The 21904-nt window shown below is 73.7% G+C and carries 18 protein-coding genes; 11 read left to right on the top strand and 7 right to left on the bottom strand.

What is annotated here, in order from left to right:
• Positions 1 to 277: 277 nt before the first annotated feature.
• The 3 genes from AB0946_RS19340 to AB0946_RS19330 all read left to right on the top strand — a co-directional run bounded on the left by AB0946_RS19340 (position 278) and on the right by AB0946_RS19330 (position 4279).
• The gene (locus tag AB0946_RS19340; protein ID WP_366761806.1) at positions 278 to 1624 is read left to right on the top strand and encodes a protein phosphatase 2C domain-containing protein; all 1347 of its coding nucleotides are present in this window, start codon (positions 278 to 280) and stop codon (positions 1622 to 1624) included.
• 69 nt (positions 1625 to 1693) lie between these two features.
• Positions 1694 to 3436: a pyruvate dehydrogenase gene (locus AB0946_RS19335; RefSeq protein WP_366761805.1), complete on the top strand. Its 1743-nt coding sequence runs from the start codon at positions 1694 to 1696 to the stop codon at positions 3434 to 3436.
• Between the two features lie 399 nt (positions 3437 to 3835).
• Positions 3836 to 4279 carry an ATP-binding protein gene (locus AB0946_RS19330; protein WP_366761804.1) on the top strand — a complete coding sequence of 148 codons (444 nt, stop codon included), beginning with the start codon at positions 3836 to 3838 and terminating at the stop codon, positions 4277 to 4279.
• A gap of 81 nt (positions 4280 to 4360) precedes the next feature.
• Here the strand turns inward: AB0946_RS19330 and AB0946_RS19325 are convergent, their stop codons facing one another.
• Together AB0946_RS19325 and AB0946_RS19320 are read right to left on the bottom strand one after the other, a co-directional pair.
• Positions 4361 to 5404, bottom strand: a complete 1044-nt coding sequence (locus AB0946_RS19325) for a DUF2637 domain-containing protein (protein ID WP_366761803.1) — start codon at positions 5402 to 5404, stop codon at positions 4361 to 4363.
• Positions 5405 to 5720: 316 nt separating this feature from the next.
• Positions 5721 to 6563: a (2Fe-2S)-binding protein gene (locus AB0946_RS19320; protein ID WP_366761802.1), complete on the bottom strand. Its 843-nt coding sequence runs from the start codon at positions 6561 to 6563 to the stop codon at positions 5721 to 5723.
• Between the two features lie 178 nt (positions 6564 to 6741).
• Between AB0946_RS19320 and AB0946_RS19315 the strand changes: the two genes are divergently transcribed.
• Entirely contained in the window at positions 6742 to 7557 is an 816-nt protein-coding gene (locus AB0946_RS19315) for a GntR family transcriptional regulator (protein ID WP_366761801.1), read from the top strand.
• Positions 7558 to 7719: 162 nt separating this feature from the next.
• Here AB0946_RS19315 and AB0946_RS19310 read toward each other — a convergent pair whose 3' ends face one another.
• Entirely contained in the window at positions 7720 to 8499 is a 780-nt protein-coding gene (locus AB0946_RS19310; RefSeq protein ID WP_366761800.1) for a hypothetical protein, read from the bottom strand.
• A gap of 151 nt (positions 8500 to 8650) precedes the next feature.
• Positions 8651 to 10324 (bottom strand): PucR family transcriptional regulator ligand-binding domain-containing protein, encoded by a 1674-nt coding sequence (locus AB0946_RS19305; protein ID WP_366761799.1) that lies wholly within the window; start codon positions 10322 to 10324, stop codon positions 8651 to 8653.
• 353 nt (positions 10325 to 10677) lie between these two features.
• On the opposite strand from AB0946_RS19305, the gene AB0946_RS19300 reads away from it, so the two are divergent.
• The 6 genes from AB0946_RS19300 (at position 10678) to AB0946_RS19275 (ending at position 18020) form a co-directional block, all read left to right on the top strand.
• The gene (locus AB0946_RS19300; RefSeq protein WP_366761798.1) at positions 10678 to 11571 is read left to right on the top strand and encodes an FAD binding domain-containing protein; all 894 of its coding nucleotides are present in this window, start codon (positions 10678 to 10680) and stop codon (positions 11569 to 11571) included.
• Positions 11571 to 12149: a (2Fe-2S)-binding protein gene (locus AB0946_RS19295; protein ID WP_366761797.1), complete on the top strand. Its 579-nt coding sequence runs from the start codon at positions 11571 to 11573 to the stop codon at positions 12147 to 12149. Before AB0946_RS19300 ends, AB0946_RS19295 begins: the two co-directional genes overlap by 1 nt.
• A gap of 2 nt (positions 12150 to 12151) precedes the next feature.
• Positions 12152 to 14533: a molybdopterin cofactor-binding domain-containing protein gene (locus tag AB0946_RS19290; protein ID WP_366761796.1), complete on the top strand. Its 2382-nt coding sequence runs from the start codon at positions 12152 to 12154 to the stop codon at positions 14531 to 14533.
• A 155-nt stretch (positions 14534 to 14688) separates the two neighbouring features.
• Positions 14689 to 16146: an NCS2 family permease gene (locus AB0946_RS19285; protein ID WP_366761795.1), complete on the top strand. Its 1458-nt coding sequence runs from the start codon at positions 14689 to 14691 to the stop codon at positions 16144 to 16146.
• Between the two features lie 40 nt (positions 16147 to 16186).
• The gene (locus tag AB0946_RS19280; protein WP_366761794.1) at positions 16187 to 17338 is read left to right on the top strand and encodes an XdhC/CoxI family protein; all 1152 of its coding nucleotides are present in this window, start codon (positions 16187 to 16189) and stop codon (positions 17336 to 17338) included.
• Between the two features lie 43 nt (positions 17339 to 17381).
• Positions 17382 to 18020, top strand: coding sequence for a LysE family translocator (locus tag AB0946_RS19275; RefSeq protein WP_366761793.1), 639 nt, complete (start codon positions 17382 to 17384; stop codon positions 18018 to 18020).
• 21 nt (positions 18021 to 18041) lie between these two features.
• On the opposite strand, the gene AB0946_RS19270 is transcribed toward AB0946_RS19275, so the two are convergent.
• On the bottom strand, positions 18042 to 18482 hold the full coding sequence (locus AB0946_RS19270; protein ID WP_366761792.1) for an SRPBCC family protein: 441 nt from the start codon (positions 18480 to 18482) through the stop codon (positions 18042 to 18044).
• Positions 18483 to 18755: 273 nt separating this feature from the next.
• Here AB0946_RS19270 and AB0946_RS19265 point away from each other — a divergent pair, with 273 nt between their 5' ends.
• Positions 18756 to 19769 (top strand): DUF2278 family protein, encoded by a 1014-nt coding sequence (locus AB0946_RS19265; RefSeq protein WP_366761791.1) that lies wholly within the window; start codon positions 18756 to 18758, stop codon positions 19767 to 19769.
• 13 nt (positions 19770 to 19782) lie between these two features.
• Here the strand turns inward: AB0946_RS19265 and AB0946_RS19260 are convergent, their stop codons facing one another.
• A complete protein-coding gene (locus AB0946_RS19260) occupies positions 19783 to 20613 on the bottom strand; it encodes a polysaccharide deacetylase family protein (RefSeq protein ID WP_366761790.1) in 831 nt (276 codons plus the stop codon).
• A gap of 184 nt (positions 20614 to 20797) precedes the next feature.
• Positions 20798 to 21640, bottom strand: coding sequence for a patatin-like phospholipase family protein (locus tag AB0946_RS19255; RefSeq protein WP_366761789.1), 843 nt, complete (start codon positions 21638 to 21640; stop codon positions 20798 to 20800).
• Between the last annotated feature and the right edge of the window lie 264 nt (positions 21641 to 21904).

Genomic DNA, 21904 nt, shown 5'->3' with positions numbered 1-21904 from the left:
GCACACCGACCGACGGCAGCGGAACGGCGTGGCGGAAACCGGCCACGGCGTAAACCCGCCGTCGGACATCATCACCGTACCGGTGGTGACTCTGCCAAGGTGGGGGCGGACGTCGCCGGGCGGTCCTCCCGTGGGGGGTGGGGCCGCTCGGCGGCCATCAGCCGTGGCTCGTACGGCAGTTCAGCCGCTCACTCGACACGCCGTTCGACGGGGGCGATGCGCCGGATTTTCCCCGTGTCACGTTTTCCGGCCGCCCGCGCGGTGGACAATCAGGGGCATGAGCCAGCAGGGGGGAACTCCCGCCCGTCAGGACGACGACTGGTGGGGGCAGTTGTACGACGACCGGACCGAGGACACGGGCCCCGCGCCGGCGCCCGATTCCCTGGACGACCGTTTCGCCTCGGCGCGCGACGCGGTGGGCGGACGGCCGGCGGACACGGTGGACCGCGGCCCGGTGGACCGGGAACCGGTCGACGCGGTACCAGTCGATCCGGGACCGGCCGAGCCGGCACCTCCGGCACCGGCACCCGCGAAGACGCCGGTGCCGACGCAGCGGACCGCGCCGCCACCGGCCGAGCCCGCCCCGCCCGCGGAGAGCACCGCGCCACCCGGGAGCACTTCCTCACCCAAGAGCGCCCCACCCTCCTCCGTCGACTACGTCGGCTCCGGTCCCCCCACCTACGACCCCGAGCCCACCGCGCTTCCGCTCGCCGAGCCGGACGGGCTCGGGGAACTGGTCGCGGACACCGTGCTGGACGGCGCCCGGTACGGCGCCTGCACCCTGCGGGCCGTGTCGCTGCGCGGGGACTCGGCCCGCTTCCGCGGCGAGCCGCGCCGGGACGCGCTGCTCACCGCGCGGTTCGGGACCGGGGAACAGGCGCTGGTCCTGGTCGCGATGGCCACCGGGGCCCGGGCCGCGCCGGGCGCGCACCTGGCGGCGGCCGAGGCGTGCCGCTGGATCGGGCGGGCCGTGGGCCGCAGCCACCAGCGGCTCGTGGCGGACATCCGCGCGGCCCGGCGCGGCGACCTGAAGTCGGGGCTGCACCGGCTGACGGACCGCAGTCTCGGCAGGCTCCGCGCGAGCGCCGCCGAACAGGGCCTGGACCCCGGGGAGTACACGGCGAGCCTGCGCTGTCTGCTGCTGCCCGCCGACCCGGACTGCCGTACCCGCGTCTTCTTCGGGGTCGGGGACGGCGGGCTGTTCCGGCTGCGGGACGACGCCTGGCAGGACATCGAGCCGCGGGCCGCGCCCGAGGGCGGTACCGGCGCACCCGTCGCCGGCCCCGGCTCGCCGCCGGAGCGGACACCCGAGGGCGACCGGCTGACGATGGACCTCGGCATCCCGGCCCCGCCGAGCCCCTTCGAGCCCGCGCCGCCGGACCCGGAGCCGCCCCGCGAACCGTTCCGGTTCCGGGCCTCGGTAGCCCGCCCGGGTGACGCGCTGGTGATGTGCACGGCGGGCCTGGCCGGCCCGCTGCGCGACGAGCCCGCCCTCTGCGCCTACCTGGCCCGTCGCTGGTCGGGCCGTACCCCGCCGGGCCTCGCCGCCTTCCTCGCCGACGCCCAGGTACGGGTGAAGGGCTACGCCGACGACCGTACGGCGGCGGCCGTGTGGGAGGCGTAACCCCCGTCCCTGTGGATTGATGGAACGGGAGGGCCGTATCCCGGGACAGCGAAGGGGCTGACGCGCGCCATGGCCAAACAGAACGTCGCCGAGCAGTTCGTCGACATCCTCGTCCGCGCCGGGGTGAGGCGCCTGTACGGCGTCGTCGGCGACAGCCTCAACCCGGTCGTGGACGCCGTCCGCCGCAACGCCGCCATCGACTGGATCCACGTGCGCCACGAGGAGACCGCCGCGTTCGCCGCCGGGGCCGAGGCCCAGATCACCGGGAAGCTGGCCGCCTGCGCCGGCTCCTGCGGCCCGGGCCACCTGCACCTGATCAACGGCCTGTACGACGCCCACCGCTCGATGGCCCCCGTGCTGGCCCTCGCCTCGCACATCCCGTCGAGCGAGATCGGCCTCGGCTACTTCCAGGAGACCCATCCGGAACGGCTGTTCCAGGAGTGCAGCCACTACTGCGAGCTGATCTCCAGCCCGAAGCAGATGCCCCGGCTGCTGCAGACCGCCGTCCAGCACGCGGTGGGCCGCAGCGGGGTGAGCGTGGTGGCCCTGCCCGGCGACATCGCCGGCGAACCGGCCCCGGAGAAGGCCGCGCAGAGCGCGCTCGTCGCCTCCCGGCCCACCGTGCGGCCGGGCGACGCCGAGATCGACGCGCTCGTGGAGATGATCGACGCGGCCGGCCGGGTCACCCTGTTCTGCGGCAGCGGCACGGCCGGCGCCCACGCCGAGGTCATGGAGTTCGCCGGGAAGATCAAGTCGCCGGTCGGGCACGCGCTGCGCGGCAAGGAGTTCATCCAGTACGACAACCCGTACGACGTGGGCATGAGCGGACTGCTCGGTTACGGCGCCGCCTACGAGGCCACCCACGAGTGCGACCTGCTGATCCTGGTCGGCACCGACTTCCCGTACAACGCCTTCCTGCCGGACGACGTGCGCATCGCGCAGATCGACGTACGGCCCGAGGTGCTCGGCCGCCGCTCCCGGCTCGACCTGGCCGTGTGGGGCGACGTCCGCGAGACGCTGCGGTGCCTGATCCCGCGCGTCAGGGAGAAGACGGACCGGCGCTTCCTCGACCGGATGCTGAAGAGGCACGCCGACGCGCTGGAGGGCGTGGTCAAGGCGTACACCCGGAAGGTCGACAAGCACATCCCGATCCACCCCGAGTACGTGGCCGCCGTACTGGACGAAGTCGCCGACGAGGACAGCGTGTTCACCGTGGACACCGGCATGTGCAACGTCTGGGCCGCCCGGTACGTCTCGCCCAACGGCCGCCGCCGGATCATCGGTTCCTTCTCGCACGGGTCGATGGCCAACGCGCTGCCGATGGCGATCGGCGCCCAGTTCACCGACCGGCGCCGACAGGTGGTCGCCATGGCCGGGGACGGTGGATTCTCCATGCTGATGGGGGACTTCCTGACCCTCGTGCAGTACGACCTGCCGGTCAAGGTGGTGCTGTTCAACAACTCCTCCCTCGGCATGGTGGAGCTGGAGATGCTGGTCGCCGGGCTGCCCTCGTACGGCACCACCAACACCAACCCCGACTTCGCCGCCGTCGCCCGGGCCTGCGGCGCCTACGGCGTGCGCGTGGAGAAGCCCAAGCAGCTCGCCGGAGCCCTCAAGGACGCCTTCCGGCACAAGGGACCGGCCCTGGTGGACGTCGTCACCGACCCCAACGCGCTGTCCATCCCGCCGAAGATCAGTGCCGAGATGCTCACCGGGTTCGCGCTGTCCGCCTCGAAGATCGTGCTGGACGGCGGTGTCGGCCGGATGCTCCAGATGGCCCGCTCGAACCTGCGCAACGTGCCGCGGCTCTAGGGTCTTTCGTTCGGATCAGGCCGGATCAGGGAGCGGTGCCAGGGCCCGCGAGCCCGGCATGATCCGAACGAGAGACCCTAAGGGGAGTGATTTCGGCCAGTTTCACGTGGCGTGACGACGCGACGCCGGCCGGTGCCGGACGCGGCCGGACCGGTGTCCCGTGGCGTCCGTGGCGTCCGGCGGCGTCCGGTGGGCGCGAGGTCCGGCCGCCGCGGCGTCCGGTGGCCGGACCGGGCGCGGTACGGATATGGCCGAACCACCGGTCATCGGGCATGCGCCAGGACTGCCCGGGTGCCTGCTGGGCAAGCATCCCCCCGTGAACGTGTTCGACCAGGAGGGGCAGGGACCGGCGGCGTGCGGGCGGGGGTCATGAAGAGGCAGGCGCGAGGAGGCGGTCCCGTGACGGTAGGGGCCTTCTCGGCGACAACGGGGGAAGAGACCGACACCACCACCGAACACGCGCGGCGGCTGCGGCGCGAGCTGGGCCGGGCGGACCTCAGGGCGGTGCCGGAGGCCCGCCGGGAGCTGCGCGAACTGCTGCGGCACTGGGGCAAACCGGGCCGCTCGGAGATCGCCGAACTGCTCACCAGCGAACTCGTCACCAACGCGCTCGTCCACACCGACGACGACGCCGTCCTCACGGCCGTCGTGGACCCTGGCGGACTGCGTGTGGAGGTACGGGACTTCGTGGCCCGCAGACCCGAGCCGCGCGTACCGGACACGGACGACGACACCCACGGCCGGGGCCTGCTGCTGGTGCAGTCCCTCGCCGACGCCTGGGGCGTACGGCCGCACGAGGTGGGCAAGTCGGTGTGGTTCGAACTCGGCGCCGAGGCGGCGTGAGGCACGGCGCGACGGGACGGGGGCGTGACCCGCGCGGTCACGCCCCCGTCCCGTACCGCGGTCGCACCGCGGGTCCGGCCGTCAGCCGAACTGCTGCTCCAGGTCCTTCAGCTTGCGCTCCAGGGAGTCCAGGCGCGGCAGGGCCATGGTGTCGTCCTCGGCGGTGAGGTCGACGGTCACCGGCTCACTCCCGCTGGGGACCCGCTGCAGGGAGGGCCGTGCGCGGACGGGCAGCTGCTCCGCGGTCGATATGGCAGGCTCCGCGGTCGCGGGGGCCGGGCCGCGCTCCACGGCCTGCACCTCGACCTGCCGGCCGGAACCCCGGCCCGCGAAGCCGCGGTGGCCCCGGCTGATCGCCTTCAGCTGGGCGCGCTCCACCCGCTGCTGGTCACGCCGCCGCTGCCGGGTCTCCTCCTTCTGCCGCTTGTCCTCGCGGACCTCCTCGACGGCCTCGTCGAGGCTGCGCACGCCCTCCAGGAGCATCAGCGACCAGGCCCTGTAGGTCTCGCGGGGCGCCCGCACCCAGCGCACGATCCGGATCTGCGGCAGCGGACGCGGCACCAGGCCCTGCTCGCGCAGCGCGGCCCGGCGGGTCTGCTTCAGCGCCCGGTCGAACAGCACGGCCGCCGACAGCGACATGCCGGAGAAGAACTGCGGCGCACCGGCGTGCCCCGCGCCCCGGGGCGCGTGCACCCAGTTGAACCAGGCCGCCGCCGCGGCGAACAGCCAGACGAGTATCCGGGAACCGAGCGCCGCGTCACCGTGGCTGGCCTCGCGGACCGCGAGGACGGAGCAGAACATCGCCGCGCCGTCCAGGCCGAACGGCACCAGGTACTGCCAGCCGTCGGTCAGCCCGAGGTTCTGCTCGCCGAAGCCGACGAGGCCGTGGAAGGACAGGGCCGCCGCCACCGCCGCACAGCAGAACAGCAGCACGTAGGAGGCCGTGCCGTAGATGGCCTCCTTGCGCCTGCGGCGCTCCTCGCTGCGCTCCCACGAGTCGTCCGCGCTCGCGTTCTCCCCGGTCGAGCGCTTGCCGCGCGCGAGCACCGCCACCGCCGCCAGCACGCCCAGGAGCAGTACGGCGCCCGGAAGCAGCCAGTTCAGCGATATGTCGGTCAATCTCATCAGGGGTCCCTTGCATTGGGATAGGGCGTAACGCCCGCCATAGTGGCCCACTCCCGAGGGCCCTCAGGGGGTTTCGGGGCAAGAGGCCGCCAATAAGGTGCAAGGGGATGCCCAGGACGGCGTTCTGCTCGAACTGCCGCTTGAGGGGCGGGAGTTGAGTTCGAATAAGACTACCCGTACGGATGGTTCCTCGGAAAGTTCCCGCGGCGGGTGAGGAAGTTGTGAATCACCTGTCCGGGAACCGCGCCGAGGGCGGGCGGTCCTGTGCGGGTGATCCTAGTGGACGCACGGGTGTGCTTTTCGTCCTGACCACTCCTCAGGCCGCCGCGCACGCCGTGAGTTGGGCGATCCGGTCGCTGTCGCGGGTGCGCGGGCAGGTGGCGCAGGTGTCCTGCGGACGGACGGTGTAGAACATGCAGCAGCTCACCCGGTCCCGGGTGGGCAGCCGTGAGCCGTCCGGCGCGGTCAGCGTCCGGAACCCGGCGCCGCCGGCGTACGGCAGCGTCGCCCCCGGCAGCAGCAGCTCCAGCTCGCGCACGGCCCGCGTCGCCTCCCGTTCGCCGAACAGCCCCGCGACGTACCAGAGGCCCTCCACGAGCTCGTCGGTCGCCATGCCCCACAGGGCGCGCCCCCGCCGCCGCATCCGGGGCCCGAACGCGCCGAGCACCGGTTCCAGGTGCCCGGCCACGGCCGCCCGGACCTCGGCCCGCAGCGCCTCCTCGTCCGGTACGACGACCGTGCCGGGCAGCGCGGCGGCGGGGTCACCCGGCAGACAGGCGAGGGAGACGGGGGGCCGTACGGCCATCCGGCCGGCCGCGCGGTCGTACCAGACGTGCGTCACGGGCAGCCGGGGCACCCGGCGGTGCAGGAACCACGGGACGGTGATCAGCAGACAGGCCGGCCAGGCGTAGCGGTGCAGGCCGAAACTCGCGACGACGTCCGGGCGGGCCGGCCTGCCGTAGTCCCGCACCACCTGCTCGGCGTCCCGGGCGAGGAAGGCGTCCAGCTCCGTGCCGCCCGCGGCGAGCCCGGCGGCGCCGGTCCAGCCCGCGCCCGCCGGTGCCGGGTCGTCCGGTCCCAGTTCGGTCACGGTCAGGCCCGGGAAGGCCGTGGCGAGGCGGTCGTACGCGGCGGTGAGCGGCGAGGCCGCAGCGGGCATGGCGGGACCACCGGTCCTTGGACGCGTCCGCGAGCGCGGACTGGGTTGCACAGGTAAGCCTAACCTTACCCGGAGTCGCGGGAGTTTGAACTGCCGCCCGGTGCGCCTAAGGTGCTTGACGGACAAGCGACAACCCGTCGTTAATGACCCAAGTGCCGACAAGCCGCCAGGAGGAGCCGTGAAGCAGGGCGTGCAGGGCTCCCCGGGCGCGCCGGCCGCCGCCCGCGTGCCCGCGCAACAGCGGCAGCGGCCGGCCGCCGCCGGCCCGGACCGGGAGCGGGACGCCACGGTGCCGGACGCGGCACGCGGCGAGCACACCCACGGCGAGCACACCCACGGCGAGCGGCCGCTCCCGGAGCCGCGGGCCGCGGTGCAGCGCTCCTCGGTGCAGCGTTCCTCGGTGCGCGGGCAGATCCTGGACGCGCTGCGCACGGCGCTGGTCACCGGTGACCTGAGGCCGGGCGAGGTCTACTCGGGGCCGGCGCTCGGGGAACGCTTCGGCGTCTCGGCCACGCCCGTGCGGGAGGCCATGCAGCAGCTCGCGCTGGAGGGCGCCGTCGAGGTCGTGCCCAACCGCGGCTTCCGGGTGGTCGAGCGGGGCGCGCGGGAGCTGGCCGAGCTGGCGGAGGTGCGCGCGCTCATCGAGGTGCCGGTGATGGTCCGCCTCGCGCGTACGGTGCCCGCCGAGCGGTGGGCCGAGCTGCGGCCGCTCGCGGAGGAGACGGTACGGGTGGCCGCCGCCGGCTGCCCGGCGGCGTACGCGGAGTCCGACCGGTCCTTCCACCGGGCCCTGCTCGCCCTGTCGGGCAACGAGCAGCTGGTCCGCGTCGCCGAGGACCTGCACCGGCGCGCCCAGTGGCCCCCCGTGCGGCGGGGACGGGCCGGGCTGCTCGCCGACGCGGCGGAGCACCGCGCTCTGCTGGACGCGCTGGCCTCCGGGGACGTGGAGCGGGTGCGGGGGCTCGTGGGCGGGCACGTCGTGGGCGCGGGCTGAGCACCGGCGGGGGCGTGGATCTTCCGGGTGCGGGTGCGCCGTGGCCGGTCGCGCGCCTCCCCGCGCCCCTCAGGGGTCGCGGGCCGACGCGCCCCGGAAGCGCGCCGGGAGTCGCGCGGGCGAGCACCACGCGCCCGCGCCCGGCGACGAACCCCCGGCCCGCTACGCCGTCGCCGCCCCCGGTGCGGGCGGTGCCAGCTGTTGCGCCAGCCACGTCGGCACGCCGCCCAGCAGCCGGAACAGGCGGCGGGCCTCCTCGCGCAGCCGGGACGCCTCCGGTTCCTCCTCCGTGTCGGCCAGGGAGACCAGCGCCGGCGCCGTGCCCACCAGGTAGCCCAACTCCTCCCGGATCCGCAGGGATTCGGCGAAGCCGTGCCGCGCCTCCGCCAACTCGCCCTCCCGCAGCGCGAGTCCCGCCAGGTGGCGCCAGGTGAAGGACAGCAGCAACGGGTCGGCGTTCGCCGTGGCGGCGGCGTGCGCCCGGCGGAACGCGGCGCGTGCCGCCTGCGGGGCGCCGGCCAGGTTCTGGGCCACCAGTCCCCGCCGGAAGTCCAGCAGGGCCCGCCCCCCGGCCCCCGGCGGGATCAGGGCCGCCGCCCGGCCCAGCGCGGCCCGCGCCTCGTCGGCCCGGTCGCGCACCCCGAGCAGCGTGGCGGCGTACGCCAGGTAGCCCCGCTCGCACGCGGCGGCCCCCCGCTCCTCGTCGCTGTGGGCCACCGCCTCCGCCGTCCGCAGCGCGTCCTCCGCCTCCGCCCAGCCCCGCTCGGTGTACAGGCACCGTTCGGCCAGCAGGGCGGCCCGCTGCAACGCCGGGGCGGGGCGGTCGGCGGGCAGCAGAGCCGCCGCGTCGGCCCAGCAGGCCCGGCTGCGCAACCGCCATACCGCGGTCTGGAGCGGATCGTCACCGGTGGTTCCGTTACCAGACATGGCGGTATGCGCCACGTTGCCCTCCCCGAGCACGCCATCGAGCTGTTGAGTGGTGGCGGCATTCCAGCACCAATCGCGGGGCCGGGCCAAGAGGGTGGGTGAAAGATTTCACAAAGTAGTGGGGCGTGGGCGTGACCTCGTCCGGCCGCCGCACGCCCCGCTGACCTCAGCTCATGCGCAGGGCCAGGAAGAAGTCCAGCTTGTCCTCCAGCCGGGACAGGTCCCGTCCCGTCAACTGCTCGATCCGGCCGACCCGGTAGCGCAGCGTGTTGACGTGCAGGTGCAGGCGGGTGGCGCAGCGCGTCCAGGAGCCGTCGGAGTCGAGGAACGCCTCCAGGGTCGGGATCAGCTCGGCCCGGTGCCGGCGGTCGTACTCCTTCAGCGGGTCCAGCAGGCGGGCCGTGAAGGCACGCCGGACGTCGTCGGGGACGAACGGCAGCAGCAGGACGTGCGAGGCCAGCTCCTGGTGGCCGGCCGCGCAGACGCGGCCGGCGCGGGCGGCGGCGACCCGGCGGGCGTGCCGGGCCTCCTCCAGGGCGCCGCGCAGGCCCTCCGCCGAGTGCACGGCCGCGCTGACCCCGAGGGTGAGCCGGCCGTCGTCGTCCAGGCCGGCCGACAGCGGCTCGCGCACCGACCGCAGCAGGGCGTCGGCGAGCAGGCCGGTCTCGGAGCCGTCGTGCTCGGCGGCGACCGCGGGCAGCGGCACCAGGGCGACGGCCTCGTCGCCGGTGTGCGCGACGGCTATGCGGTCGGAGGGCTCGGGGCCGGTGGCCAGCGGGTCGACCAGCACCTCCTCCAGCAGGGACTGTGCGACCGGGCCGCCCTCGACCTCGCCGTCCTCCCACTCCACCCGGGCCACCACGACCTGCCAGTGCGGGGCGGCCCCGAGCCCGGGGAGCAGCACCGGGGCCGCCACCCGGAGGCGGGCGGCGATCTCGGCGGGCGCGGCGCCCGTCTGCACCAGCTCCAGCACCTCCTGGGCGAGCCGGCGGCGGACCGTGCGGCCCGCGTCCCGGCGGTCCCGCTCGACGGCGATCAGCTGGGTCACGCCCTGGAGCAGGTCCAGGCGCTCGCCGGGCCAGTCGCCCGCGTCCGCCTCGACGGCCAGCAGCCAGTCCGACAGGACCGTCTCGCGGACGTCGCGTGCGGCCTGCGGGGCGCGGCCGGAGGAGCGGACCGGGAAGAGGGAGTAGGTGACGCCGTGCACCTGGACGCGGTGCGGGCCGCGGCGGCCGGTGCGGGTGGCCGCCAGGTGTTCGGCGGCGAGCCGGGCGCAGGTCCCGGCGGGCAGCGCCGGGCCCGCCACCTTGGAACCGGCGATCATCCGGCCGGTGGGGGAGAGCACCCAGGCGCGCAGGTCGAGGTCGGAGCCCAGCAGGTCCAGGACGACGTCCGGGCCGCCGCCGGCCGGACCCGAGGTCATCATCCGGCGGTGCCGGTCCACGACGGCCGCCAGGTCTCCGGCGCGTTCGCCGGAGACCTGCCGCACCACGTGCTCGGTGATCGTCGCGAACGCCACCGACTCGTGCACGGCGAACAGCGGCAGCCGGTGCCTCGCGCAGGCCAGCACCAGGTCGTCCGGCACATCGCCCAGCTCGGCCTCGCCGGCCGCGAGGGCGGCCACCCCGGCCTGCACCAGGATCCGTACGAAGGGCTCGGAGTCGGCGGCGTCCCGGCGCCAGGCCAGCCCGGTGAGCACCAGCTCACCGCCGGAGAGGTAGCGGCTCGGGTCGCGCAGGTCGGTGGTCATGACCCCGCGCACCGCGCGGTCCAGCTCGTCCTCGCCGCCGAGCAGCCGCAGGCCCAGCGCGTCGGTGTCCAGCAGTGCGCGCAGCCGCATCTCGTCGCCGCCGTTCTTCTGTCTCGAAACCTACGATGGATCTAGGAGGAGCACCGTGAAGCGGCCCGGTGAGGGGCCGCACCGGCCGCAGTGAGGGGCCGCCGTGCCGTCACCTGCGTTTCTCCGGGAAAAACGGAGAGGTGGGCGATGACCTCCGTTCATACGAATCTACAAGATGCTCCTGCTGGCCAGCGAACTCCTTCATGGTTTCGGTGACTGACCCCGTCGGAGCACAGGACGGTGTACTGAGTCCACTCCGCGTGAACAGCACATGAACGAGCCGGGCCCGCCGCACACGGATTGGCTCAATCTGCACGACCTCAAGAGCACTGAGACGAAGAAGAGAGCCGGTCATGGACTTCCTTCGCCCCGCCAGCTGGGAGGAGGCGCTCGCCGCGAAGGCCGAGCACCCCACCGCTGTGCCGATTGCGGGTGGCACCGACGTGATGGTCGAGATCAACTTCGATCACCGCCGGCCCGAGTACCTCCTCGACCTGGGCCGCGTCGGCGACCTCTACGAGTGGGAGGTCGGCGAGGACACCGTACGGCTGGGTGCCTCCGTCCCGTACAGCGCGATCATGGAGAACCTCCGTGCCGAGCTGCCGGGCCTCGCGCTCGCCTCGCACACGGTCGCCTCCCCGCAGATCCGCAACCGCGGCGGCGTGGGCGGCAACCTCGGCACGGCCTCGCCCGCCGGCGACGCCCACCCCGCCCTGTTGGCGGCCGGCGCCGAGGTCGAGGTGGAGTCGGCGGCCCGCGGCACCCGGTTCATCCCGGTCGACGCGTTCTACACGGGCGTCAAGCGCAACGCGCTCCAGCCCGACGAGCTGATCCGCGCCGTGCACATCGACAAGGCCGACGGCCCGCAGCAGTTCTCGAAGGTCGGCACCCGCAACGCCATGGTCATCGCCGTGTGCGCCTTCGGGCTCGCCCTGCACCCGCGGACCCGGACCGTGCGCACCGGCATCGGCTCGGCCGCGCCCACCCCGGTGCGGGCCACGGCCGCCGAGGAGTTCCTGAACGCGGCCCTGGAGGAGGGCGGCTTCTGGGACAACGGGAAGATCGTCACCCCGTCGGTCGCCAAGCGGTTCGCGGACCTGTGCGCCGCCGCCTGCAACCCGATCGACGACGTCCGGGGCACCGCGAGCTACCGCCGGCACGCGGTCGGCGTGATGGCCCGCCGGACGCTGACCTGGACCTGGGAGTCGTACCGCGGCGCCCGCCGCGCCACCGAGGGAGCTGCGTGATGCGCGTCAACTTCACCGTCAACGGACGCCCGCAGGAGGCCGACGACGTCTGGGAGGGCGAGTCCCTGCTGTACGTGCTGCGCGAGCGGCTCGGCCTGCCGGGCTCCAAGAACGCCTGCGAGCAGGGCGAGTGCGGTTCCTGCACGGTCCGCCTCGACGGCGTGCCCGTGTGCTCCTGCCTGGTCGCGGCCGGCCAGGCCGAGGGCCGGGACGTCGTGACCGTCGAGGGCCTGGCCGACTACGCCAGGCAGCGCTCCTGCGGCGGGACGGGCGCCGGCGGTGGCACGGGTCTGGACGAGGCCAGGGGATGGCAGGCCAGGGGGGCCGACTCGCAGACCGGCGAGGGCACCGGGCTGAGCCCCGTCCAGCAGGCGTTCATCGACGCCGGCGCCGTCCAGTGCGGCTTCTGCACCCCGGGCCTGCTCGTCGCCGCCGACGAGATGCTGGAGCGCAACCCGAACCCGAGCGACGCCGACATCCGCGAGGCGCTGTCGGGCAACCTGTGCCGCTGCACGGGCTACGAGAAGATCATGGACGCGGTCCGCCTGGCGGCCGCCCGCCAGTCCGAGGGGGTCTGAACATGCCGGCCAACGGCGCACCCACCAAGCTCACCCAGGGGTCGCAGACCAGGGGCGGCATCGGGGAGTCCACGCTCCGCCCGGACGGCACCCTCAAGGTGACCGGCGAGTTCGCGTACTCGTCCGACATGTGGCACGAGGACATGCTGTGGGGCCAGATCCTGCGCTCCACCGTCGCGCACGCCGAGATCGTCTCCATCGACACCTCCGAGGCCCTCGCCCTGCCCGGCGTGTACGCCGTCATGACGTACGACGACCTGCCCACCGAGGTGAAGAACTACGGCCTGGAGATCCAGGACACCCCGGTCCTCGCGCACGGCAAGGTGCGCCACCACGGCGAGCCGGTCGCGACCGTCGCCGCCGACCATCCGGAGACGGCCCGCCGCGCCGCCGCCAAGATCAGGGTGGAGTACAGGGAGCTGCCCGTCATCACCGACGAGGCCTCCGCCACCGCACCGGACGCGATCCTCGTCCACGAGCACCGCGACGACCACCACGCCGGGCACGTGCCGCACCCGAACATCGTGCACCGCCAGCCGATCGTCCGCGGCGACGTGGAGGAGGCGCGCCGGCGCGCGGACGTGATCGTGGAGGGCGAGTACACCTTCGGCATGCAGGACCAGGCCTTCCTCGGCCCCGAGTCCGGCCTCGCCGTGCCCGAGGAGGACGGCGGCGTCCACCTCTACATCGCCACCCAGTGGCTCCACTCCGACCTGCGCCAGATGGCGCCCGTCCTCGGCCTGCCGGAGGACAAGGTGCGCATGACCCTGGCCGGCGTCGGCGGCGCCTTCGGCGGACGCGAGGACCTGTCGATGCAGATCCACGCCTGCCTGCTGGCGCTGCGCACCGGCAAGCCGGTGAAGATCGTCTACAACCGGTTCGAGTCCTTCTTCGGGCACGTCCACCGCCACCCGGCCAAGCTCCACTACGAGCACGGGGCCACCCGCGACGGCAAGCTGACCCACATGAAGTGCCGGATCGTCCTGGACGGCGGCGCCTACGCCTCCGCCTCCCCGGCGGTCGTCGGCAACGCCGCCTCGCTGAGCGTCGGCCCGTACGTGGTCGACGACGTCGACATCGAGGCCGTCGCCCTCTACACCAACAACCCGCCCTGCGGCGCCATGCGCGGCTTCGGCGCGGTCCAGGCGTGCTTCGCCTACGAGGCGCAGATGGACAAGCTGGCGAAGGAACTGGGGCTGGACCCGGTGGAGTTCCGGCAGCTCAACGCGATGGAACAGGGGACCATCATGCCGACCGGGCAGCCGGTCGACTCCCCGGCACCGGTCGCCGAACTCCTGCGCCGCGTCAAGGCGATGCCCATGCCGCCCGAGCGCCAGTGGGAGTCCAGCGAGGGCGCGGACGTGCGCCAGCTGCCCGGCGGACTGTCGAACACCACGCACGGCGAGGGCGTCGTACGCGGGGTCGGCTACGCGGTCGGCATCAAGAACGTCGGCTTCTCCGAGGGCTTCGACGACTACTCCACGGCCAAGGTGCGCATGGAGGTCGTGGGCGGTGAGCCCGTCGCCACCGTGCACACCGCGATGGCGGAGGTCGGCCAGGGCGGAGTCACCGTCCACGCGCAGATCGCCCGCACCGAGCTGGGCGTCGCACAGGTGACGATCCATCCGGCGGACACCCAGGTGGGCTCGGCCGGTTCGACCTCGGCCTCCCGGCAGACGTACGTCACCGGCGGCGCCGTCAGATACGCCTGCGAGCTGGTGCGCGAGCGGGTCCTGGAGATCGGCCGGCGCAAGTTCGGCTCCTACCACCCCGCCTGGGCCACGGCGGAACTGCTGCTGGAGGGCGGCAAGGTCGTCACCGACGGCGGTGAGGTCCTCGCCGACCTGGCCGACGTCCTGGAGGACCAGACCGTGGAGGTCGAGGAGGAGTGGCGGCACCGGCCGACCGAGCCCTTCGACCTGCGCACCGGCCAGGGCAACGGACACGTCCAGTACTCCTTCGCCGCCCACCGCGCGGTCGTCGAGGTCGACACCGAGCTCGGCCTGGTCAAGGTCGTCGAGCTGGCCTGCGCCCAGGACGTCGGCAAGGCGCTCAACCCGCTCTCCGTCATCGGCCAGATCCAGGGCGGCACGACCCAGGGCCTGGGCGTGGCCGTGATGGAGGAGATCGTCGTGGACCCGAAGACCGCGAAGGTCCGCAACCCCTCCTTCACGGACTACCTGATCCCCACCATCCTCGACACGCCGACCATCCCGGTCGACGTGCTCGAACTCGCCGACGAGCACGCCCCGTACGGGCTGCGCGGCATCGGCGAGGCCCCGACCCTGTCGTCCACCCCGGCCGTCCTCGCGGCGATCCGGAACGCGACCGGGCTGGAGCTCAACCGCACGCCGGTGCGGCCCGAACACCTGACGGGAACGTGACCCTTCGGGGATCCGACCGGTGATTCTCCGGGGGGACCCCGTCCCCCCGGGCCCCCACTGTTCGTCTCGGGCCGTCCCCCGGGTCGTCCAATCCCAAATCCCGTGCCCGGACAAGGCACCGCACGGGTGCACCTATGAACCTTGGGAGTTGGCCCATGGCCCAGCAGTCAGTGGAGCCCAGAACCGCCGCCGAGGACGCGGGCGAAGGCAGCCGCGTCCCCGCCGGACGGTCCTGGCTCGACCGGTACTTCCACATATCCGCAAGAGGATCCACGGTCGCGCGTGAGGTGCGCGGCGGCGTCACCACCTTCATGGCGATGGCCTACATCCTCCTGCTCAACCCCCTCATCCTGTCCGGCAAGGACGCGGCCGGGGACACGCTCGGCCAGAAGGCGCTGATCACCGCGACCGCGTTCGCGGCGGCCTTCACCACGCTGCTGATGGGACTCGTCGGCAAGGTGCCGCTCGCCCTCGCCGCCGGCCTCTCCGTCTCCGGCGTCCTGTCCTCGCAGGTCGCCCCCGCCATGACGTGGCCCCAGGCCATGGGCATGTGCGTGCTGTACGGCGTGGTCATCATGCTGCTGGTCGTCACCGGACTGCGCGAGATGATCATGAACGCGATCCCGCTCGCGCTCAAGCACGGCATCACCATGGGCATCGGCCTGTTCATCGCCCTCATCGGTTTCTACAAGTCCGGCTTCGTGCACCAGGGCAAGGCCACCCCGCTCGCCCTCGGTCCCGCCGGGGAACTCGCCGGCTGGCCGGTGCTGCTCTTCGCCGGCACCCTGCTGCTGATCTTCATGCTCCAGGCCCGGAACGTCCCCGGCGCCATCCTCATCGGCATCGTCTCCGGCACGGTCGTCGCCGGCGTGCTCAACGGCCTCGGTGTCATCGCCCCGGCGCAGTGGGCGGGCGGCGCCCCCCGACTGCACGGCAGCGCCGTCTCCATGCCCGACTTCTCGCTCTTCGGCAACGTCGGGTTCGGCGGCTGGGGCGAGGTCGGCGCGATGACGATCGGCATGATCGTCTTCACTCTGGTGCTCGCCGGCTTCTTCGACGCGATGGCCACCATCATCGGCGTCGGCACCGAGGCCGGACTGGCCGACGACAAGGGCCGGATGCCGGGCCTGTCCAAGGCGCTGTTCATCGACGGCGCCGGCGGCGTGGTCGGCGGTGTGGCGGGCGGCTCGGGCCAGACCGTGTTCATCGAGTCGGCCACGGGCGTCGGCGAGGGAGCCCGCACGGGTCTCGCCTCCGTCGTCACCGGCCTGTTCTTCGCGGCCTGCCTGTTCTTCACCCCGGTCACCGCGATCGTGCCGCAGGAGGTCGCCTCCGCCGCGCTGGTCGTCATCGGCGCCATGATGCTGGTGAACGCCCGGCACGTGGACTGGGCCGACCGCGCGACCGCGATCCCGGTCTTCCTGACCGTCGTCCTGATGCCGTTCACGTACACCATCACCACCGGTGTCGCCGCGGGCGTCATCTCCTACACCGCCATCAAGGCGGCGCAGGGCAGGGCCCGCGAGGCCGGCGCCTTCATGTGGGGCCTGACGGCCGTCTTCCTGGTCTACTTCGCCCTCCACCCCATCGAGGCCTGGCTGGGCGTGCACTGACCACCCCGACACCCACGATCCCGTCCAAGGAGACCGACAGATGCTGGACATCGCCGAGGAGCTGGTCCGGTGGGCCGAGCAGGGCCGTGACTTCGCCGTCGCCACCGTGGTGGCCGTCGGTGGCAGCGCCCCGCGCCGGCCCGGCGCCGCCCTGGCGGTGGACGCCGACGGCACGGCGATCGGGTCGGTCTCCGGCGGGTGCGTGGAGGGCGCCGTGTACGAGCTGTGCCGGCAGGCGCTGGAGGACGGCCGCACCGTCCTCGAACGCTTCGGGTACAGCGACGAGGACGCCTTCGCCGTCGGCCTGACCTGCGGGGGCGTCATCGACATCCTCGTCACGCCGGTCCGGGCGGACGGACCCGGCCGGCCGGTGTACACGGCCGCGCTGGCCGCCGCCGCCCGGGGGGAGGCGGCGGCGGTCGCGCGGATCGCCGAGGGCCCCGGGGAACTGCGCGGCCGGGCCCTCCTGGTCCGGCCCGACGGGTCGTACGACGGCGGCTTCGGCGCCCACCCCGAGCTGGACCGCACGGTCGCCGCCGAGGCCGCAGCCTTCCTGGACGCGGGCCGCACCGGCACCCTGGAGATCGGCGCGCAGGGCTCGCGCTGCGGCGCCCCGCTCACGGTCCTCGTGGAATCCTCCGTCCCCGCACCCCGGATGATCGTCTTCGGCGCGATCGACTTCGCGTCGGCACTGGTCCGGATCGGCGCGTTCCTCGGCTACCACGTCACCGTGTGCGACGCCCGCCCGGTCTTCGCCACCCGCGCCCGCTTCCCCGAGGCCGACGAGGTCGTCGTCGACTGGCCCCACCGGTACCTGGAGCGCACCGAGGTCGACGGCCGCAGCGTCCTGTGCGTCCTCACCCACGACGCCAAGTTCGACATCCCGCTGCTGAAGCTGGCGCTGCGGCTGCCGGTCGCCTACGTCGGCGCGATGGGTTCCCGCCGCACCCACCTGGACCGCGCCGAGCGGCTGCGCGCGGTCGGCGTCAGCGAGCCGGAACTGGCCCGGCTGCGCTCGCCGATCGGGCTGGACCTCGGCGCCCGCACACCGGAGGAGACGGCGCTGTCCATCGCGGCGGAGATCGTCGCGAGCCGGCGCGGCGGCAGCGGGGTGCCGCTGACCGGTGCGCACACCCCCATCCACCACGACACGGCCGCGGGGACGGCGGGACGGATCGGGTCGGTGGCCTGAAAAACGTTTGCCGGGCGGCGCCGCCCCTGTGTTGCATGACGGCATGGTGTCCCCCGACCGGCTGACGGCCTTCGCCGTCCTGTCCTTCCTGCTCATCATCGTCCCCGGGCCCAGCGTGCTGTTCGTGATCGGACGGGCGCTGGCCCACGGCCGCCGGGCCGCGCTGACCACCGTCGCCGGCAACACGCTCGGCGCGTACCTGCTCGTCGTCGCGGTGGCGTTCGGCATCGGGTCGGTCGTCGAGCGCTCGGTCCTGGTCTTCACGGCCCTGAAGCTCGCGGGCGCCGCGTACCTCGTGTACCTCGGCGTCAAGGCGTGGCGGCAGCGTGGCTCGCTGCGGGCCGCGGTCGCGGAGTCCGGCCCGGCGCGCGGTGGTCTGCGCACCCTGGGGGAGGGGTTCGCGGTCGGCGTGGCCAACCCCAAGACGATGGTCTTCTTCGCCGCCGTACTGCCCCAGTTCGTGGACCGCGAGCAGGGGCACGTGCCCGCCCAGATGCTGCTGCTCGGGCTCGTCTTCAACGCCATCGCAGTGATCTCCGACGCCGTCTGGGGCCTGGCCGCCTCGGCCGCCCGCGACTGGTTCGCCCGGTCCCCGCGCCGGCTGTCCGCGGTCGGCGGAACGGGTGGCCTGACGATGATCGGCCTGGGCGTGACGGTGGCCCTGACGGGCCGCAAGGACTGAGGGCCGCGCGGAGCCCCCGGCTCAGCCGCGGGCCAGCAGCTGGTCCGCCGCCCGGCCGAACAACAGGCGGGAGGCCGACTTCAGGGGGCCGTCGAAGGCCCGGGGCAGGAAACGGACGCTCAGGTCCTCCCGCCACACCACGCGGCTGCGGCCCCCGGGCCCCGGGTGGACCTCGATCTCCGCCCAGCCGAGGATCAGCCGGCCGCGTTTGTCCAGGCGGCACAGCGCGGGCGCGTCGCCGGCGGGCGGACGCCACACCGTCACCTCCATCACGTCGTCGAAGACGAGCGGGCCGATCCCCGACCGGGCCACGAAGCGCGTGCCCTCACGGGTCGGCGGGGGCGTGAGCACCCTGATCCGGGTCAGCGGGACCGCGTCGGCGTGGCGCGGCCAGTCGGTGAGCCGGCGCCACGCCTCGCCGGGCGGCAGCGGGACCGTGCGTTCGAAGGAGATGGTGGGCACGGCACGATCCTAGGGTCTGTCGTGTGGATCAGGCCGGATCAGGGAGTGGTGCCAGGACCCGCGAGCCCGGCCTGATCCCCACGGAGGCCCTGGGCAAGGGACCCTGGTCACCTGCGGGTTCACCCGCCGCGCCGGCCCGCTCGCGTAGCAGGTGTCCGCCAGGGGTCGTATCCTGGAACAGTGGGTGCGCGGGGCGGCGCCACGGGGATCCTGCTTCTACGCTTCCTGCCACGGGCCGGTCAAGCGGCCCGTCGTACGGGGGAGTTGATCGTCATGCCGGTGAAGAACCACGGCGTTCTGGTGGCCCGCGTCGTCGAGACACGGCGCGAGGGCGCGCGGGAGACACCGCACTACCAGATCCACCTGACGGACGACCACGGCACGCACTACCGCGCCGCGGTCAACGTGCTTTCCCAGGAGCACCCCTCCGAACTGCTCTACCTGGTCGCCGACGACTTCCGGCACCCGCTGACCACGGCCCTGGAAAGCCTGCCCGGCGGCTGGAACACCCTGCCGGCCGGCCCCGGCGGCCCGGCCCTCGACTTCGTCCGCGGCAACCTGTTCGACCCGGCCGGGATGCGTACGCTCCCGCCGGACGTCGAGGGACCGGACAACGATCTCGCCGACCTGCTCGACCACTACGTGCAGCGCGCGGTCGCGGCCCCGGAGGCGCGGGCGTACGTCTTCGGCTCCCGCTTCGGCCCCGAACCCGCCGTCAAGGACAAGGTGTTCGGCTTCCTGCCCGGCAACGGCGTGCACGACGTCCACATGAACCAGGGCAACAGCCACCGCTTCAGGGGCGACGACGGGGTGTGGCAGGACGGCGCACTTCTGCTGCGCTTCCCCGCGCAGTCCCGCTGGGTCGGCATCTTCCTGGCCTTCCAGAGCCAGTCCTGGCACACCGACGACACCACCGGGCACGCCCTGGAGGACGTCGACGGCACCCGGCCCGCGGCCGGCGCACAGCCCGTGATGATCGTCGCGGCGGCGGTCAACCCGAAGGGCCCCGCTCCCGAGGCGGAGACCGTGACCCTCCTCAACGCCTCGCCGGAGCCCGTGGACCTGACCGGCTGGCGGATCGTCAGCCGCCTCGGCCACGGCTCCCCGGTCCCGGCCACGGCCCCGCTCGCGCCCGGCGACTGCCTCGCCGTGCCGCTCACCGAGGAGACCCCGCTCGGCAACCAGGGCGGCGAGATCACCCTCCTCGACGCGGCCGGCCTGAAGGTCCACGGCGTCTCCTACACCGCCGGACAGGCGTCCCGCGAGGGCTGGTCGGTGGTGTTCTGAGCCGGGTCAGGCGCTACGGGCGGTACACCTTGCCCGGCTCGGCCCTGCCGGGTGCCAGCAGCTGGGGGACCGTCACGAAGACGTAGCCCCGCGCCTTGAGCGCGTCGATGATGCCGGGCACGGCCGGCACGGTCCCGGGGTAGATGTCGTGCAGCAGGATGATCCCGTCCCGGGACGACTGGTCGAGGACCCGCTTGGTGATGAGTGCCGAGTCGTCGGTCGTGTAGTCCTTGGCGGTCACGCTCCACAGCACCTCCGCCAGGCCCAGCTCCTTGCAGATCTTGTGCACGTTGGCGTCGGTGCGGCCCTGCGGCGGGCGCATCAGCGTCGGCTTGCGTCCGGTGAGCCGCTCGATCGCCTCGTCGGGCCGGTTCAGCTCCTCACGTATCTCCTCGTCCGATATCCGGGTGAGGATCTTGTGGTCCCAGGTGTGGCTCGCGACCTCGTGGCCCTCCGCGGCCATCCGCTTGACCAGCTCGGGGTACTTCTCGATGTGTCGCTTGCCGAGCAGGAAGAAGGTGGCCGGGACCTTCTTCTCCTTCAGGATGTCGAGCAGCCGCGCCGAGTTCTCGCTGGGGCCCGCGTCGAAGGTGAGCGCGATGCACTTGGCCTCCCTGCAGTCGACGGTCCCGAACCGGGCCGGTGTCCCGTGCGCCGCCTCGGCGCGGGCGGTGCTCGGGGCGGTCGTGTCGACCTCGGCGCACCCGGACAGGGTGAACGCGAGGCAGGCGGCGGCGGACGCGAGCGCCCAGCCACGCAACCTCCGGCCCGTTCCGCGCGTCTTCCTGGGCGCGTCGGTGGTCGCGTGTGCGGGCGTCAGGGCCGCTTCGGTCGTCAGAGGCATGCCGGGACTATACACCGTGTGTATAGTTCACGTGTTCGGGCCCCCGGTACGGCTTCCGCAACGACCCCCTCACACCAGCAGGCCGGGGGACGCCGTCCGGGCGCGGCCCAGCGTCACGGCCCGACGGCGTACGCGCGGGCGGGCCCCGGCCGCGGCCCGTGGGTCCGCCGGTGTACGGGCCCGCTCAGTCCCGCGCCCAGGGCAGCGTGAGCGCGCGTCCCTGGGTCCGGCCCGCCTCGGCGGCCGGGCGGCGGGTGGCCGGGTCGAGGGCGTTGGCGCCGATCGCCGCGGCCGACGCCTCATCGGGAGCGACGACCACGACCTCGGCGCCTTCCGCGCGCAGCTCCGCCACGGACCGCTCCAGCGGCCGTTCGCTGGGGAAGGGCTCGGTGGCGCCCAGCGGCACCAGCACCAGCACCCGGTCGGCACCGGCGGCGAGGTCGGCGTTGGCGACGGACCGCACCCCGCCGTCCACATACCGGCGTCCGCCGATCGTCACCGGCGGCCACACGCCCGGCACGGCGCAGCTCGCGGCGACGGCGTCCACCAGCGGCACGCCCGAGCTCCGGTCGAAGACCCGCGGCTCACCGCTCACCGCGTCCACCGCGACGATCCGCAACGGCCGTTCCGGCCACCCGTGGGACGGCAGCCGGGACTCGATCACCGCGCGCCGCTCCGCCTCGGAGACCGTCCGCGCGTCCAGGGCCGCCCGCCCGACCGCACGCCGCAACTCGGCCATGGAGGCGGCCGAACCCATGGCCGCGCCGATCTCCGCCGCGAACTTCTCCAGGTCCATCTCGGCCATGATCTCGGCGGCCTGGAGGGCGGGGTCGACCTGCCGGGCGTACAGCTCCTCCAGACCCAGCCCGCTGCCCACCTGCGCCGCCACGGTGGACCCGGCGGAGGTCCCCACAAGCAGACCGGCGCCGGTCACGTCCCGTCCGGCCTCGGCGAGACCCGCCAGCACCCCGGTGATCCAGGCGATCCCGCCCACACCCCCGCCGCCCAGCACCAACGCCTCACTCATGTCCGCCCCTTCCGCGCAGTCCTCGATGTCAGGGTACGGTCATGACCCAGAGGCCGAGCCGCGGACCATGGCCCCGTTGCGCGCGGCGCCCAGTGGCCGGACGCCGACGTCGTACGGCGGCGAGGGCGTCGTACGACGGGACCGGAGCGGTGGAGAGGGGGCGTTGCGGGCCGCTCGTAACGGACGGGTGGCAGCATCGAGGCGGCCTCCTGTTCCGTGGCGAACCGCCAGGCGCGCAGTTCCGGGCCGGGCAGCAGCACCCGG

This window comes from Streptomyces sp. NPDC046870 (assembly GCF_040704595.1).
GTDB classification, from domain to species: domain Bacteria; phylum Actinomycetota; class Actinomycetes; order Streptomycetales; family Streptomycetaceae; genus Streptomyces; species Streptomyces argyrophylli.
The sequence above is the reverse complement of the archived record's forward strand: the minus strand, read 5'-3'. Positions and strand labels throughout refer to the sequence as shown.